The sequence below is a fragment of the Streptomyces adelaidensis genome (assembly GCF_016598475.1).
GTDB classification, from domain to species: Bacteria; Actinomycetota; Actinomycetes; order Streptomycetales; family Streptomycetaceae; genus Streptomyces; species Streptomyces adelaidensis.
Genome location: NZ_JAEMUX010000069.1, coordinates 32,759 through 48,356, shown reverse-complemented (window position 1 = coordinate 48,356; position 15,598 = coordinate 32,759). Strand labels below are relative to the sequence as shown.

At 69.4% G+C, this 15,598-nt stretch carries 11 protein-coding genes and 1 tRNA gene; 6 read left to right on the top strand and 6 right to left on the bottom strand.

Annotated features, from left to right (window positions below; genetic code table 11):
* Nucleotides 1-1,076: 1,076 nt before the first annotated feature.
* Entirely contained in the window at nt 1,077-2,477 is a 1,401-nt protein-coding gene (locus tag I8N67_RS30785) for a cystathionine beta-synthase (RefSeq protein WP_200307515.1), read from the bottom strand.
* A gap of 160 nt (nt 2,478-2,637) precedes the next feature.
* On the opposite strand from I8N67_RS30785, the gene I8N67_RS30780 reads away from it, so the two are divergent.
* The 3 genes from I8N67_RS30780 (at nt 2,638) to I8N67_RS30770 (ending at nt 6,340) form a co-directional block, all read left to right on the top strand.
* A complete protein-coding gene (locus tag I8N67_RS30780) occupies nt 2,638-3,711 on the top strand; it encodes an SGNH/GDSL hydrolase family protein (protein WP_200307514.1) in 1,074 nt (357 codons plus the stop codon).
* Between the two features lie 336 nt (nt 3,712-4,047).
* Nucleotides 4,048-5,268 (top strand): acetyl-CoA C-acetyltransferase, encoded by a 1,221-nt coding sequence (locus I8N67_RS30775; RefSeq protein ID WP_200307513.1) that lies wholly within the window; start codon nt 4,048-4,050, stop codon nt 5,266-5,268.
* A gap of 289 nt (nt 5,269-5,557) precedes the next feature.
* Entirely contained in the window at nt 5,558-6,340 is a 783-nt protein-coding gene (locus I8N67_RS30770) for a hypothetical protein (RefSeq protein ID WP_200307519.1), read from the top strand.
* 142 nt (nt 6,341-6,482) lie between these two features.
* On the opposite strand, the gene I8N67_RS30765 is transcribed toward I8N67_RS30770, so the two are convergent.
* The gene (locus tag I8N67_RS30765) at nt 6,483-6,794 is read right to left on the bottom strand and encodes a hypothetical protein (protein ID WP_200307512.1); all 312 of its coding nucleotides are present in this window, start codon (nt 6,792-6,794) and stop codon (nt 6,483-6,485) included.
* A 103-nt stretch (nt 6,795-6,897) separates the two neighbouring features.
* Between I8N67_RS30765 and I8N67_RS30760 the strand changes: the two genes are divergently transcribed.
* Entirely contained in the window at nt 6,898-7,128 is a 231-nt protein-coding gene (locus tag I8N67_RS30760) for a DUF4287 domain-containing protein (RefSeq protein WP_200307511.1), read from the top strand.
* Nucleotides 7,129-7,231: 103 nt separating this feature from the next.
* On the opposite strand, the gene I8N67_RS30755 is transcribed toward I8N67_RS30760, so the two are convergent.
* Both I8N67_RS30755 and I8N67_RS30750 read right to left on the bottom strand, forming a co-directional pair.
* The gene (locus tag I8N67_RS30755; protein ID WP_200307510.1) at nt 7,232-8,110 is read right to left on the bottom strand and encodes a Bax inhibitor-1/YccA family protein; all 879 of its coding nucleotides are present in this window, start codon (nt 8,108-8,110) and stop codon (nt 7,232-7,234) included.
* A gap of 299 nt (nt 8,111-8,409) precedes the next feature.
* Nucleotides 8,410-8,492, bottom strand: a tRNA-Leu gene (locus I8N67_RS30750).
* 435 nt (nt 8,493-8,927) lie between these two features.
* Between I8N67_RS30750 and I8N67_RS30745 the strand changes: the two genes are divergently transcribed.
* Nucleotides 8,928-9,698 (top strand): ABC transporter ATP-binding protein, encoded by a 771-nt coding sequence (locus I8N67_RS30745; RefSeq protein ID WP_200307509.1) that lies wholly within the window; start codon nt 8,928-8,930, stop codon nt 9,696-9,698.
* 145 nt (nt 9,699-9,843) lie between these two features.
* A complete protein-coding gene (locus I8N67_RS30740) occupies nt 9,844-12,384 on the top strand; it encodes an ABC transporter permease (protein WP_200307508.1) in 2,541 nt (846 codons plus the stop codon).
* A gap of 104 nt (nt 12,385-12,488) precedes the next feature.
* On the opposite strand, the gene I8N67_RS30735 is transcribed toward I8N67_RS30740, so the two are convergent.
* Both I8N67_RS30735 and I8N67_RS30730 read right to left on the bottom strand, forming a co-directional pair.
* Nucleotides 12,489-13,790: a class I SAM-dependent methyltransferase gene (locus I8N67_RS30735; RefSeq protein WP_200307507.1), complete on the bottom strand. Its 1,302-nt coding sequence runs from the start codon at nt 13,788-13,790 to the stop codon at nt 12,489-12,491.
* 323 nt (nt 13,791-14,113) lie between these two features.
* Nucleotides 14,114-15,496 (bottom strand): NAD(P)/FAD-dependent oxidoreductase, encoded by a 1,383-nt coding sequence (locus tag I8N67_RS30730; RefSeq protein ID WP_200307506.1) that lies wholly within the window; start codon nt 15,494-15,496, stop codon nt 14,114-14,116.
* Between the last annotated feature and the right edge of the window lie 102 nt (nt 15,497-15,598).

Here is a 15,598-nt window from a genome sequence, read left to right as displayed (position 1 = left end):
ATGGAAGAGCTTCGTGGAAGAGGCGAGGCACTTCCACGTCTGATCCCGTGCGCTGTAGCTTCTCAGCGAGCGAGGCCACTTCTCAGCAATGAGGGCCACTGCGAGGCCACTTGGCCCCGATGAAACCACGGGGCAGCTATGCGCATGACACAACGGTCCGTCGTCACAAACACAGGACCGCCTGTTCGGCCCCCACCAGAAACAGGTGGCTCAGGAGATGCTCGCTACCGGAGCGTTCAGCATGCGCGAGGTCGCTCACAGGCTCGGCTTCACCACAACGACGATCCGCCGCCACACCAGCAAGGAAGACCGGAAGAACGTGCCGAAGAGGAAGAGCTACGGTCCAGCGGACACGCACGCAGGAGCCAGTGTCTGATAGCTACCAACGAGTAGTGGCCTCGTTACGCGGAAGATCTTGCTCACCGAACATCAGACGACCCAGAAGATTCGCAGGTCAATCGAGGCCAATTGGCCTCGATCCGGGAGAACCTACATGCGCTCAGAGCCCGAGAACCCCTGTCTGTGTCCTTGACAGGGGCTCTGATCGTTGCTGAGGCGCGGCCCTCTGACCTGCGTCGTACGGCTGCCAATACGGCCCTTTGAGGGGCCTCCGACCGGCTCCGCATGCCGGGGAGCTGGCCGGGCTCCTCGTGGCCGTTCACCCACGTGTGCCGAAGGATGTTGGCAGCGATGTGGCTAGCCCAACGGGTGGCTTCGGTGTCGTCCTTGAAAGCTTGCCGGATCGTGGCTGGGTCGCCGTTCATCCTGTCGTTCCGGCGGACTGAGAGGACTTTGGGAGTCTTGCTCTGCGTACGCCGCTCGGGCATCTGGTGATCCGTTCCATAGGTGTCATGCCGCCAAGTGACCGCCTAGCGGAAGACCCCGGAGGCACCTGCCTCCGGGGTCTTTGTCTTCTGTGGGGTCAGGCTGCCTGCGGGCTGATCACAGCCCACACCCACACCTCTGGCCAAGTGTCCTCAGTGATGGCGGGCAGAAGCTTGCTCAGCTCCCGCTCAACCCACGCGTCACGCTCCTGCGAGAGCTCCGACTTCCCTGCCATCTCAGCCCCGGGTAAATCAGCCGCCTGCGGCTGTGAGGAAGGCCAAGAGATCTTGGCGGGTGACGATTCCGGCAGGCTTGCCGTCAACGAGCACAACCGCCGCGTCCCGGCCTTCAAGGGCGGACATCAGGCGCGCCACCGGTTCTCCAGATCCGACCACCGGCAGCGGCTCTGACATGTGCTTCTCCAGCGGAGCATCAGCGGGCGTGCGCTCGGCGTAGAGGGCGTGCAACAACACTCGCTCCTCCACTGCGCCGATCACCTCTCCTGCCATCACGTCGGGGTGCCCCGCTCCCGGAGCAACCACCGGCATCTGGGACACCCCAAACTCACGTAGCACCTTGATCGCGTCCCCTACGGTCTCCGTGGGGTGCATGTGTACGAAGCTCGGGATGCCACCCGTCTCCGCGTCCGCCTTCTGTGCCAGGACCCGTCCGGCCGTTGGTTCGGTGCTGGGCTTGTCCTCGCTGAACCCATGTTGACCGATCCACTCGTCGTTGAAGATCTTGCTGAGGTAGCCGCGTCCGCTGTCCGGCAGCAGGACGACCACGACGTCGTCCGGCCCGAGCCGCTCGGCGACGCGCAGCGCGGCGACGACGGCCATGCCGCAGGAGCCGCCCACCAGCAGCCCCTCCTCCTTGGCCAGCCGCCGGGTCATCTGGAAGGAGTCCTTGTCGGACACGGCGATGATCTCGTCGGCGACGGTCCGGTCGTAGGCGGTCGGCCAGAAGTCCTCACCGACGCCCTCGACGAGATACGGCCGCCCGGACCCGCCGGAGTAGACGGACCCCTCCGGGTCGGCACCGATCACCTGGACGCGGCCCTCGCTGGCGTCCTTCAGGTACCGGCCGGTGCCGGAGATGGTCCCGCCGGTGCCGACGCCCGCCACGAAGTGGGTGATCCGCCCGTCCGTCTGCTCCCACAGCTCAGGGCCGGTCGAGTGGTAGTGGGAGAGCGGGTTGTGGGGGTTGGAGTACTGGTCGGGCTTCCAGGCGCCGGGGGTCTCGCGGACCAGCCGGTCGGACACGTTGTAGTACGAGTCGGGGTGCTCGGGGTCGACCGCGGTCGGGCAGACGACGACCTCGGCGCCGTACGCCCTGAGCACGTTGATCTTGTCGGTGCTCACCTTGTCGGGGCACACGAAGATGCACTTGTACCCCTTCTGCTGGGCGACGATGGCGAGCCCCACGCCCGTGTTGCCGCTGGTCGGCTCCACGATCGTGCCGCCGGGCTCGAGCTCCCCGCTCTTCTCCGCCGCCTCGATCATGCGCAGCGCGATGCGGTCCTTCACGGAACCGCCGGGATTGAAGTACTCGACCTTGGCCAGGACGGTCGCCTGGATACCCTCGGTCACGCTGTTGAGCCTCAGCAGCGGGGTGTTGCCGACGAGGCTGATCATCGAGTCGTGGAATCGCACCGTTGTCTCCGGAGCCGCAAAAGAGGGATGGTCGTGATGTTCCGCCAGCCTAAGCCCCACCCTCGTTCTTCTTCTCCCTGTTCACCCACCGTCGGGATTGGCCGAGTGCCGGTACGGGGCAAGGAGTGGTTGTACGGCTACGAGGAGGTGGCGGCGGCGCATGACGAGTATGTCCAGAGCGAGGGTGGCCCGGCGCATCGCGGCGGGCGCGGCGTACGGCGGTGGCGGCATCGGGCTGGTCGGTGCGGCCGCCATGGGTGTGCTGCTGGCCGAGGTACGGATGGCCAAGCGTCACGTGGGCAACGGGCACAGCCCGCGTCCGCCGAGCGCGCAGGGCCTGTACGGCCATGTGTACGGCAGCCGGTACGGCCGGGCGTCCGGCTCCTACGGCAGCGCGTACGACGCCCCTGACGATCCTCCGCTCCGGCTGGTCATGCTGGGTGACTCCACCGCCGCCGGCCAGGGCGTCCACCGGGCCCGGCAGACCCCGGGCGCGCTCATCGCCTCGGGGCTCGCGGCGGTGGCCGAGCACCCGGTGCGGCTGCGCATCGTCGCGCTGCCGGGGGCCCAGTCGGACGACCTGGACCGGCAGGTGTCGCTGGTCCTGGAGGACTCGGCCCGGCTCCCCGACGTCTGCGTGATCATGATCGGCGCGAACGACGTGACCCACCGGATGCCCCCGACCCGCTCGGTCCGCCACCTGTCCTCGGCGGTACGGCGGCTGCGGACGGCCGGGGCCGAGGTGGTGGTCGGCACCTGTCCCGACCTGGGCACGATCGAGCCGGTGCAGCAGCCGTTGCGCTGGCTCGCCCGCCGGGCCTCGCGGCAACTGGCGGCCGCCCAGACGATCGGAACCGTCGAACAGGGCGGCCGCACCGTGTCCCTGGGCGATCTCCTCGGCCCCGAGTTCGAGCAGAACCCGCGCGAACTGTTCGGCCCCGACAACTACCACCCCTCCGCGGAGGGGTACGCGACCGCGGCGATGGCTCTCCTGCCGACCGTCTGCGCCACGCTGGGCCTGTGGCCGGCGGAGGAGGAGCGGCCCGACGTCAGCCGCCGCGAGGGGTTCCTGCCGGTGGCCCGCGCGGCCGCGGAGGCCGCGTCGGAGGCGGGCACGGAGGTGACGGCCGCGATGCCCACGGGGCCGCGTGGGCCCTGGGCACTGCTCAAACGCCGCCGGCGGCGGCGGGTCCCGGCCACGGACCCGGCGCCCAGCGCTGCCGCGGAGGCGTAGGGACGCGCCCAGGAGCTCGGGGGGTTGGGGTGCGTGGGCGGCTGCGGGTGCGTTGTAGTTGCTCGCGCAGTTCCCCGCGCCCCTGAAAAGCAGGGGCTGCGCCCCGTGCTTTTCGCCTTTAGGGGCGCGGGGAACTGCGCGAACAGCCCCCACCGGGCCCGCACCCTCCAACGCACCCCACCCCCCGAGCTCCTGGCACGGCGGAGCCAAAAAGCAAGCGCTTAGAAAAGTGCGGCCGGAGTCACACCCCCATGTCCGTGACCCCGACCATACGTACGGGTAACTTCCCCCACAGCCCAGCTTTCCGTACGTACGCCATACGCCAATGGAGCCGTGATGCCCGAAGCCGTGATCGTCTCAGCCGCCCGCTCCCCCATCGGCCGCGCATTCAAGGGCTCACTCAAGGACCTGCGCCCCGACGACCTGACCGCCACGATCATCGAGGCGGCCCTGGCGAAGGTCCCGGAGCTGGACCCGAAGGACATCGACGACCTGATGCTGGGCTGCGGCCTCCCCGGCGGCGAGTCGGGCCACAACCTGGGCCGGATCGTCGCCGTGCAGATGGGCATGGACCACCTGCCGGGCTGCACGGTCACCCGTTACTGTTCCTCCTCGCTCCAGACCTCCCGCATGGCGCTGCACGCCATCAAGGCGGGCGAGGGCGACGTCTTCATCTCGGCCGGTGTCGAGACGGTGTCACGCAGCGTGAAGGGCACCAGCGACGGCCTGCCCGGCACACAGAACCCCCTCTTCGAGGAGGCCGTGGCCCGTACGGAGGCCGTGTCCAAGTCGGAGGGCGCCGACTGGCACGACCCGCGCGAGGACGGCCTGCTCCCCGACCCGTACATCGCGATGGGGCAGACCGCCGAGAACCTGGCCCGCCAGTGGGGCGTGACCCGCCAGGACATGGACGAGTTCGGTGTCCGCTCGCAGAACCTCGCCGAGGAAGCCATCAAGAAGGGCTTCTGGGAGCGCGAGATCACCCCGGTGACGCTGCCCGACGGCACGGTCGTCAGCGCGGACGACGGCCCGCGCGCGGGCGTCACGCTGGAGGCCGTGCAGGGCCTGAAGCCGGTCTTCCGCACCGACGGCCTGGTCACCGCCGGCAACTGCTGCCCGCTCAACGACGGCGCCGCCGCCCTCGTGATCATGTCGGACACGAAGGCCCGCGAGCTGGGCCTGACCCCGCTCGCCCGGATCGTCTCGACGGGCGTCTCGGGCCTCTCCCCCGAGATCATGGGCTACGGCCCGGTGGCGGCGTCGAAGCAGGCCCTGTCCCGCGCGGGCCTCACCGTCGACGACATCGACCTGTTCGAGATCAACGAGGCCTTCGCCGCCCAGGTGATCCCCTCCTACCGCGACCTGGACATCCCGCTGGACAAGCTGAACGTGAACGGCGGCGCCATCGCCGTCGGCCACCCCTTCGGCATGACCGGCGCCCGCATCACCGGCACGCTCATCAACTCGCTCCAGTTCCACGACAAGCAGTTCGGCCTGGAGACGATGTGCGTCGGCGGCGGCCAGGGCATGGCGATGGTCATCGAGCGCCTCAGCTGACAACCCGCGTACGCCCGCGGCCACACGGGTGCGTACCGTGAGGCTATGGCCCGGGGTCCCGGAAACTACGGGGCTCCGGGCCGTTTTGTGATCCAATCTCCCCCAGGATGTGACCTATCTCCCTCCGGAGAGGGATTTACGCAGGTCAGAGCAGTTTCAGCACTAAACACCGGGTCGAAATCCATGCCCGTTTCGTGACGTTACGCACTGACAGCTGGTTAGTCCACCCTTCAAGCTGATGTAGGAAGTCGGGGGTCGACTTTGAACCGGGAGTACGTCAGTGAGCGCTATGCCGATCGCCTTGCTGCTCACCACGGCCGCCACCGCCGCCGTGGGCGTCGCCGTCCTGCGCGCCCTCACGAGGCTGCGCCGACAGGTCACCGCCCTGCGCGCCGAGCTCGCCGAGAGCCGGACCGCCGGGGCGCGGGCCGTGGTGCCGGCCGCCCGGGCGGCCTCCGACACCGAGGAGATACGCGCCGCCGTCGCCGAGGCGCTCGCCGAGGAGCGGGAGCGTGAGCTCGCCGAGGCGCGGGCGTTCTGGGCCGCTCAGGAGGCCCGTGACATCTCCGACACGCCTTCTCTGCTGGGTCTGCCCGACAGTGAGCTGTTCCTGCCCCGGCAGTCCGATTTCGCGGGTCTGGAGCACCTTGAGCCGGTGACCGAGCCGAGCCTGGAGGGCGACGAGTTCGCCGGGGACTCCGCGGAGCTGGCCGCGGCCCGCCGCCGCCACCCCTCGCACCCGGACTTCGTCCCGGTGCAGTCCCCGGTCACCAACGACCACGAGCGTACGGTCGCCTGCCTGGAGGACCTCGCCGCGTCCCGCACCGAGCTGGCCGACGTCCGCCCGGGCCCCCTCGGCACCCTCGACGTCTACGTCTTCGCCGACGGCACCACCCTCTGCATGACCCCCGGCCACCGCGAGACCGCCGAACGCCTCGCCGGCGCCCTCCACACCGGCGAAACCCCCGTCCTCCTCGGCGGCTCAGGCATCTCCGGCGCCTACACCCTCACCTTCCAGTGCGGCGAGGACATGGTCTACATCCTTGCGGACAGGGTGATCGCGTCGCTGTAGGGCACCTTTCCCCTGCCGGTGAGGGGCGGCCATGCCCTGTTTTTCAGGGACGCGGGGAACTGCGCGAGGACACGGACGAACCCGCACCCGCCCTCGACGAACGCCCCCTACGGCGAACAGGCACCCCGGTCCGGCCCGACGCTCACACCCCGGCCCGCCGCTGAGCCTCCTCCACGAGCCCCACGGCCTGCGCCAGCTCCCCCGCATCCGCCAACACCAGCGCGAGATCGTTCCCGGCGACCATGACCTGATCGGCCGCCGCGAACATCCCGGCGTCCGGCATCTCGCGAAGCGGCCCCGCCGGCGACTCCAGCCGCTGGGCACGCAGTGCCAACTCCCTGGCCAGCCCCAGTGCCTCCGTGGCAGCGCCACGCTGGAGCCGGCTCTGCGGCGCCGCCCGCAACCGGTCGGCGAAATGTTCCACGGCACGGGTCAACGGCGTCGTATCAAGCACGCCGCGAGCGTACGCGCCCCGGCGGGACTGTTGCCAACAGGCCGCCACTCAGGCAACGTGACTTGAAGGACCGGCTTACATTCCCTTTCGTCCGGAGGCGCCGATGTCCCAAGTCTTCTCCGAGGAGACCCATCGCAACCTGCTCGCCCGCATCCCCCATTGCACCGGTCGTGAGATCTCCGACTGGCTCCGCAAAGTCGACGAAGGCCCCGCTCTCTTCAACTTCGAGGAGAAGGTCAGCTGGCTCCGGCACGAGTACGACCTCGCGTACGGCCACGCCAAGGCGATCATCCACGAGTACGACCTGAGGAGGGCCGCGCGCAAGCTGCTCTGAGAGTGCTTTCGCCTCGCTCCGGCAGCATCCCGACGACATGGCGAAGGGCCCGCGAACCAAGGTTCGCGGGCCCTTCGCACGACTTGGATCACTTGCTCCGCTACTAGTCGTCGCCGCTGAAGATGGCGACCAGGCGCAGCATCTCGACGTAGATCCACACCAGGGTCATGGTCAGGCCGAACGCGGCCAGCCAGGACTCCTCGCGCGGGGCGCCGTAGGCGATGCCGTCCTCGATCTGCTTGAAGTCGAGGGTCAGGAAGAACGCGCCGAGCAGGATGGCCAGGATGCCGACGATCGCGCCGAGGGGGCCCATGCTGCGCAGTCCGCCGTCCTCGGCGACACCGAAGACGACCAGCAGCAGGTTGACCGCCATCACGAGGATGAAGGCGATCGCGATGGTCATGCCGATACGGGCGTACCGCGCGGTGACCCGGATCCAGCCCGCCTTGTAGACCAGGAGGGTGGCGCCGGAGACCGCCATGGTGCCGAGGACCGCCTGGAAGGGCGCGCCGCTCCAGCGCGTGTTGAACATCTCGCTGAGCACGCCGAGGAAGACACCCTCGAAGGCTGCGTACGTCAGGATCAGCGCGGGCGAGGCCTTGCGCTTGAAGGACTGCACCATCGCCAGGACGAAGGCGATGAGCGCGGCGCCGATGGCCAGGCCGAAGCTCGAGGGCGTCACCGGCAGGAGGGCCCAGGCCAGGATCGCGCCGACGACGACCGTGCCGAGCGTCATGGCAGAGCGCATGACGACGTCGTCCATCGTCATCCGGCCGGTGGTGACCGGGGCCTGCGGCGGGGCTCCGTGCTGCAGGTCCTGCTGGGCGTACGGGTTCGTCGCGTAGGGGTTGCCCTGCTGGGCGTAGGGGTTGCCCTGGGTGCCGACAGCTGCTCCCCCGGCCTGCGGCGCGGTGCTGAAGCCCGCGTGGCCGTTGTCGCGGCTGAACCCCCGTCGCGAGAAGACCGGGTTGCTGCTCCTCATTTCACTCCTCCATGGCCACCCTGCGTGGCCTTGGCTCAAGAGTAATAGGTAGGCAAAGGATTAACCCTAGTGCTTGGGGAGGATCTTTCCCTGCCTTGTCATCGAACACGCTACGCGTCTCCGTGATTCCCCGTCCCACCCCCCTCAACCCATGACCAACCCGGTACACACCCGCGATCATCCAGAGATCAACCACTTGGTGGGCACGTCCCGTGCGAGCGGAGCGCCCGCCGGGTGCCCGCCGCCGGGGGGGCCGATGCGTGGGAGTGCGGGGATTTTTGTTCGAGGTTGGTCGGAGGTGCCCGGAACCGGACTTGAACCGGTACGCCCGCGAGGGGCAGCGAGGTTTAAGCTCGCCGTGTCTGCATTCCACCATCCGGGCAGGCCATGGGCTCCGCGCTGAGCTTCCGACCCTATCGGGACGCTTCCCTCGAACAGTCGAAGAGCGGACCGATGTTGTCTTATTTTATTGACGCCTGAGGGTGCATCAGCCCAGGGAACAGGCCATCCGCACTTGCCAAGAGCCTTCCGGACGGCCCGATCGGGTGTATGCGGAATGACGGAATTTCACCGCCCGAACGAGCGGCAGCACCGGGGAGACACGCGGTGACGCGGTGGCTCGTGTAGATGAGGGCGCCCCAGACCCGCACAGAGCCCTCCGTCATACCCAGGTATGACGCGGCGCCCTTCCGTCCGTCAGAAGTCTGCCCCCGGAACCAGAACTACGGCTGACTACACCGCGCCCCCGCGCCAGGACGATGGAGACCTTCCTTCGCGCAGCTCGCAAACGCCGTCGTTCCGACAGGAGTTCCCACCCGTGACCACCACGCCCCTCGCCGACCGGACCACCGCAGTGGCCGCCCGCGCCACGGAACTGTCCAAGATCTACGGAGCGGGCGAGACCCGGGTGGTCGCCCTCGACCAGGTGACCGTCGACTTCCGGCAGGCCCAGTTCACCGCGATCATGGGCCCCTCCGGGTCCGGCAAGTCCACGCTGATGCACTGTGTGGCGGGCCTGGACACCTTCTCGGCCGGATCCGTCCGCATCGGCGAGACCGAGCTGGGCTCGCTCAAGGACAAGCAGCTCACCAAGCTCCGCCGGGACAAGATCGGCTTCATCTTCCAGGCGTTCAACCTGCTGCCGACGCTGACGGCGCTGGAGAACATCACTCTCCCGATGGACATCGCGGGCCGTAAGCCGGATCTGCGGTGGCTGGACACCGTGATCCAGATGGTGGGCCTGGCGGACCGGTTGACCCACCGGCCGGCCCAGCTCTCCGGCGGCCAGCAGCAGCGGGTCGCGGTGGCGCGGGCGCTCGCCTCGCGGCCGGACATCATCTTCGGCGACGAGCCGACCGGAAACCTCGACTCACGTTCCGGCGCCGAGGTGCTGGGCTTCCTGCGCAACTCGGTACGGGAGTTGGGGCAGACGGTGGTGATGGTGACGCACGATCCGGTGGCGGCGGCGTACGCGGACCGGGTCATCTTTCTCGCCGACGGGCGGATCGTGGACGAGATGCACGAGCCGACGGCGGACTCCGTCCTGGACCGTATGAAGCGGTTCGACACCAAGGGGCGTACGAGCTAGGGGAGTTCGCCCCCCTCCGCCCCTACCCGTCCCATCCCGTTCCTGGCGGCCTCGCCCCCAGACCCCTCATCGGCCTTCGGCCTCGTCCTCAAACGCCGGACGGGCTGAATGCGCCCGCCCTCGACCCCGAAACAGGGACCCCTTCATGTTCCGTACCGCCCTGCGCAACGTGCTCGCGCACAAGGCCAGGCTGCTGATGACCGTGCTCGCCGTGATGCTCGGCGTGTCCTTCGTGTCGGGCACGCTGGTCTTCACGAACACCATTTCGGACGCGTTCCAGAAGAGCTCGGCCAAGGGCTTCGACCATGTGGACGTCGCGATCGAGCCGGGGTACCGCCCGGACGAGGGCGACAGCATCACCGAGCAGCCGAAGCTGACGCCCGAGCTGCTGAAGAAGGCCGAGGGGGCGCCCGGCGCCGAGTCGGCGATCGGGGTGGTGAGCGGGTTCGCCGCGCTCGCCGACAAGGACGGCAAGCTGATCGGCGGCGGCTTCCAGTCGCAGGGCGGGAACTACTGGGGGACGGACGACCCCAGGTACCCCATCGAGGACGGCGGCCGCGCCCCGAAGGGCGAGAACGAGATCGCCATCGACTCGGAGACCGCCGAGCGGGCCGGGTACAAGGTGGGCGACACCATCCGGCTCTCCGTCGACGGCCCGGTCCTCACCCCCACCATCACCGCGATCTTCACCACGGACGACGGCAATGTCGCGGCCGGCGGCAGCCTCGCCCTGTTCGACACGGCGACCGCGCAGCGGCTCTTCCACATGACGGGCGAGTACGGCGAGATCGACGTGAAGGCGGCGGCCGGGACCAGCCAGGCCCAGCTGCGGGCGGCCCTCGACAAGATCATCCCCGCGGACACCGCGAGCACCACCACCGGCCGGCAGCTCGCCGACAGCCAGGCCACGCAGATCGCCGCGTCCATGAGTGGCATGAAGAGCGGTCTGCTGGTCTTCGCCGGGATCGCCCTGTTCGTGGGCACGTTCATCATCGCCAACACCTTCACGATGCTGGTCGCCCAGCGCACCAAGGAGCTGGCGCTGCTGCGCGCGGTGGGCGCCTCCCGCCGCCAGGTGACGCGTTCGGTGCTGATCGAGGCGTTCGTGGTGGGCGCGGTCGCGGCCGTCACCGGTCTCGCCGCCGGTATCGGCATCGGCGCGGCGATGCGGTCGCTGATGGGCACGCTCGGCGCGACCGTCCCCGCAGGCCCGCTGGTGATCTCCCCGGGCACGGTCGTCACCGCCCTGCTGGTCGGCGTACTGATCACCATGCTGGCCGCCTGGCTGCCGGGCCGCCGCGCGGCGAAGATCCCGCCGGTCGCCGCCATGGGCAGCATGCACGCGCAGGCGACGACCAGGTCGCTCGTCGTACGGAACACGCTCGGCGCGCTGTTCGCCGGCGCGGGCATCGCCACCGTCCTGTACGCCACCACCATGAACGGCTCGGACGGACAGGTCCCGATGGGGGTCGGCGCGGTACTCCTGATCATCGGGGTCTTCGTGCTCACGCCGCTCCTCTCCCGCCCCCTCATCGCGGCCGCCGCCCCGCTCCTGCGTGTCTTCGGGGTGTCCGGCAAGCTCGCCCGGCAGAACTCCGTGCGCAACCCGCGCCGTACCGCCGCCACCGCCTCCGCGCTGATGATCGGTCTGACGCTGATCACCGGTATGACGGTGATGGCGGGCAGTCTGCAGTCGGCGATCGGCAAGATGGCGGCCGACGCGATCAAGGCGGACTACGTCGTCTCGATGGCCAACGGCAACCTCCTCTCCCCCGACGTGGAGAAGAAGCTCGCCGCCGCCGAGGGCGTCACCGACACCTCGTCGCTGCGGAACGCCGAGTCCCGGATCGGGGGCGAGACCGAGTACCTCACCGGCGTCAACGGCGCGGCCATCGGCAAGCTCACCGACCTCCCCGTCGACAACGGGACGTTCAAGGTCGGCGGCGCGGACGTCGTCGTGGACGCGGACACCGCCGCCCGGTACGGCTGGAAGGCGGGGGCGGAGTTCACCGCCGGGTTCGAGGGCGGGGAGAAGCAGAAGCTGACGGTCGCCGGGGTCTACGAGAGCAACGAACTGCTCCGGGGCATCCTCCTGGACAACGCCACGCTCGACGAGCACCTGCCGGCCTCCTCCGACCCGGCCGACATGATGGTCATGGTCAAGACCTCGGCCGGCGCCTCCGACGCCGCCAAGGACCGGCTTGAGCAGGCCCTCGGCGAGAACCCGGCCATCCAGGTGCAGGACCGGCAGGACCTCTCCGACGACATCGCGCGGATGTTCACGCTGATGCTGAACATGCTGTACGGCCTGCTGGCCATGGCCGTGATCGTCGCCGTCCTGGGGGTCATCAACACCCTCGCCATGTCGGTCTTCGAACGCTCCCAGGAGATCGGCATGCTCCGTGCGATCGGTCTCGACCGGCGGGGCATCAAGCGGATGGTCCGCCTGGAGTCCCTCGTGATCTCCCTCTTCGGCGGTGTCCTCGGCATCGGTCTCGGCGTCTTCTTCGGCTGGGCCGCCGGTGAGCTCCTCGCCGCGAAGATGCCGACGTACGAACTGGTCCTCCCCTGGACCCGGATGGCCGTCTTCCTGCTGATGGCCGCCGCGGTCGGCGTCCTGGCGGCCCTGTGGCCGGCCCGCCGCGCCGCGAAGCTGAACATGCTCACGGCGATCAAGTCGGAGTAGCCGCGAGAGCCGTGTGACGGCTGTGCGAGTGGGCCCCGTTCCGTCACCGGAACGGGGCCCACTCGTACACGCGTACGTGGCCGCTCACCCGCCCGTGGGGACGGTCAGGCGTCCCAGGTGCGGGCTCTGAGCGGCAGCCCCGACGCGCCCCCTTCAGGGTTCCTCACGGCCAGTACCTGGTTGACGCCGATGCGGTTCTGTTCGAAGCCGAGCGCGGAGGCGGCCATGTAGAGGCGCCAGACGCGGGCACGGCCGGCGCCGGCGACGCCGGCGGCCCGGGCCCACCGGGCTTCGAGATTGGTGACCCAGGCGCGCAGCGTGAGGGCGTAGTGCTCGCGGAGGGACTCCACGTCACGGACCTCGAAGCCGGCGCGTTCGAGCAGGGTCACCGTGGTGCCCACGGGGGCGAGTTCGCCCTCCGGGAAGACGTACGCGTCGATGAACCCGTCGACGGCGTACGTGTTCTCCTCGCGCTCCGGCCGCCGCGAGATCTGGTGGTTGAGCAGCCGTCCGCCCGGGGCGAGGAGGCGGTACAGGTTCTCGGCGTACTCCAGGTACTTGTCGGCGCCGACGTGTTCGGCCATGCCGACGGACGAGATCGCGTCGTAGGGCCCGTCGGTGACGTCGCGGTAGTCCTGGACACGGATCTCGACCCGGTCGGTCAGCCCCTCGTCGGCCACACGTTTACGGGCGTACGCGGCCTGTTCCCGGGAGAGCGTGACGCCGACGACGTGGACGCCGTACTCGCGGGCGGCGTGGACGGCCATGGAGCCCCAGCCGCAGCCGACGTCGAGGAGCCGCGCGCCCGGGGTCAGGCCGAGTTTGCGGCAGATGAGGTCGAGCTTGTCGTGCTGGGCGGCTTCGAGAGTGGTGGCGTCGGGGGTCGCCCAGTAGGCGCAGGAGTACACCATCGACGGGCCGAGGACGACCTCGTAGAAGTCGTTGCCCACGTCGTAGTGGTGGCTGACGGCCCGTCGGTCGCTGCGCCGGGTGTGCCGGTGACGGCCGACGCGGACCTCCTCCGGGGGCGGCTCGGGCGGCAGCAGCACGGCAGGGCCCGCCAGCCTCAGCAGCCCCCTGACAGCCGCCCGCACCTCCGGGTCGCGCAGGGCCTCGCCGAGACCCCGGGCGTCCTCCGCCCGCTCCCACACATGGCCCGCCACCAGATCCAGTACGGCGTACAGGTCCCCCTCGACACCCAGGTCCCCGGCGACCCAGGCGCGGGCCAGGCCCAGCTCGCCCGGCTTCCACAGCAGCCGGCGCAGGGCCCTGCGGTTCCGTACCACCAGCGCGGGTGCCTCCGGCGGACCGGCCGTCGATCCGTCCCAGGCCCGCAGCCGGACCGGGAGCGGGGCTCCCACCACCTGCTCGAGCAGGGCCTTCAGCCGCGACGCGGCGTCCTGCATGGCGCACACCTCCGTGACGAGAGATCCCGGAATGTCCAACGCCAACGTAATCACCTGCGGGGCTGAGCCGTATTCCCGCTGAGGCGTGTTGTTCGGCCGCGGGTGGGTGGGGGTTGCTCGCGCAGTTCCCCGCGCCCCTCGAAAAGCCGGGGCTGCGCCCCGTGCTTTTCGCCTTTAAGGGGCGCGGGGAACTGCGCGAGCAACCACGAACGACCCGCACCCGCCACCCCACCGAACCCCCCGAGCTCTCCCGCGAACGCCGAAGGACCTCCCGCACCACGGATGGCGGGAGGTCCTTCGGGTTGTTCAGCGGCGAGGGGGGGTCAGGAGGCCTTGGCCTTTTCCTCGGTCTTGCTCGCGGCAGCGACCGGCGCCGGCTTGGCCGCCTCGTAGAACTCCTCGCGCGGAGTCTCGATCGCGCCGAGGGAGACGACCTCGCGCTTGAGGAACATCGCGAGGGTCCAGTCGGCGAAGACGCGGATCTTGCGGTTCCAGGTCGGCATGGCCAGACCGTGGTAGCCACGGTGCATGTACCACGCCAGGCGGCCACGCAGCTTGATCTTCATCTTGCCCATGACGATCATCGCGACGCCCTTGTGGAGGCCGAGACCGGCCACCGCACCCTTGTTGGAGTGCGCGTACTCCTTCTGCGGGAAGCCCCGCATGCCGGAGACCACGTTGTCGCCGAGGACCTTCGCCTGGCGCAGCGCGTGCTGGGCGTTCGGCGGGCACCAGGCGTTCTCGACGCCGGCCTTGCGGGAGGCGACGTCCGGGACCTGGGCGTTGTCGCCGGCGGTCCAGATGTAGTCGGTGCCGGTGACCTGGAGGGTCGGCTGGGCGTCCACGTGGCCGCGGGGGCCGAGCGGGAGGCCGTAGCGCGAGAGGACCGGGTTCGGCTTGACGCCGGCGGTCCAGACGATCGTGTTGGAGTCGACCTCGAGGCCGTTCTTCAGCACCACGTGGCCGTCGACGCAGGAGTTCATGGAGGTGTTGAGGTAGACCTCGACACCCCGGCCCTCCAGGTGCTCCTTGCCGTAGAGGCCGAGCTTCGGGCCGACCTCGGGGAGGATCTTGTCGGCGGCGTCGACGAGCACGAAGCGCATGTCCTCGCGGGACACGTTCTTGTAGTACTTCGCGGCGTCGCGGGCCATGTCCTCGACCTCGCCGATGGTCTCCGCGCCGGCGAAGCCACCACCCACGAAGACGAAGGTCAGCGCCTTGCGGCGGACGTCCTCGTCGGTCGTGGAGTCGGCCTTGTCGAGCTGCTCAAGCACGTGGTTGCGCAGGCCGATGGCCTCCTCGATGCCCTTCATGCCGATGCCCTGCTCGGCGAGGCCGGGGATCGGGAAGGTGCGGGAGACCGCGCCGAGCGCGATCACCAGGTAGTCGAAGGGCAGCTCGTACGCCTCGCCGACCAGCGGGGCGATCGTGGCGACCTTGCGGTCCTGGTCGATGGTGGTGACCCGGCCGGTGAGGACCTCCGCCTTGGGGAGCACGCGTCGCAGTGGGACGACGACGTGCCGCGGGGAGATGCTGCCGGCGGCGGCTTCGGGGAGGAAGGGCTGGTAGGTCATGTACGACCGGGGGTCGACGACCGTGACGGTCGCCTCGCCGTAGCGCATCTTCTTGAGGATGCGCCGAGCTGCGTACAGGCCTACGTACCCACCGCCTACTACGAGGATCCTGGGACGCTCCGTGGTGCTCATGCCATCGAGTATGTACCCGCCATCCGGGGGTCGCTCGTGCGCCCCTTCACAAGCTTCCTGGCGCCCTCTGCTACACTGCGCGGCCTTCGTGACACAGGTCAT

What these genes read in the sequence shown, in the direction of transcription:
- I8N67_RS30780 (WP_200307514.1), top strand. Translation starts at nt 2,638, where the DNA reads ATGACGAGTATGTCCAGAGCGAGGGTGGCCCGGCGCATCGCGGCGGGC.
- I8N67_RS30775 (WP_200307513.1), top strand. Translation starts at nt 4,048, where the DNA reads ATGCCCGAAGCCGTGATCGTCTCAGCCGCCCGCTCCCCCATCGGCCGC.
- I8N67_RS30770 (WP_200307519.1), top strand. Translation starts at nt 5,558, where the DNA reads ATGCCGATCGCCTTGCTGCTCACCACGGCCGCCACCGCCGCCGTGGGC.
- I8N67_RS30760 (WP_200307511.1), top strand. Translation starts at nt 6,898, where the DNA reads ATGTCCCAAGTCTTCTCCGAGGAGACCCATCGCAACCTGCTCGCCCGC.
- I8N67_RS30755 (WP_200307510.1), bottom strand. Translation starts at nt 8,110, where the DNA reads ATGAGGAGCAGCAACCCGGTCTTCTCGCGACGGGGGTTCAGCCGCGAC.
- I8N67_RS30740 (WP_200307508.1), top strand. Translation starts at nt 9,844, where the DNA reads ATGTTCCGTACCGCCCTGCGCAACGTGCTCGCGCACAAGGCCAGGCTG.
- I8N67_RS30735 (WP_200307507.1), bottom strand. Translation starts at nt 13,790, where the DNA reads ATGCAGGACGCCGCGTCGCGGCTGAAGGCCCTGCTCGAGCAGGTGGTG.
- I8N67_RS30730 (WP_200307506.1), bottom strand. Translation starts at nt 15,496, where the DNA reads ATGAGCACCACGGAGCGTCCCAGGATCCTCGTAGTAGGCGGTGGGTAC.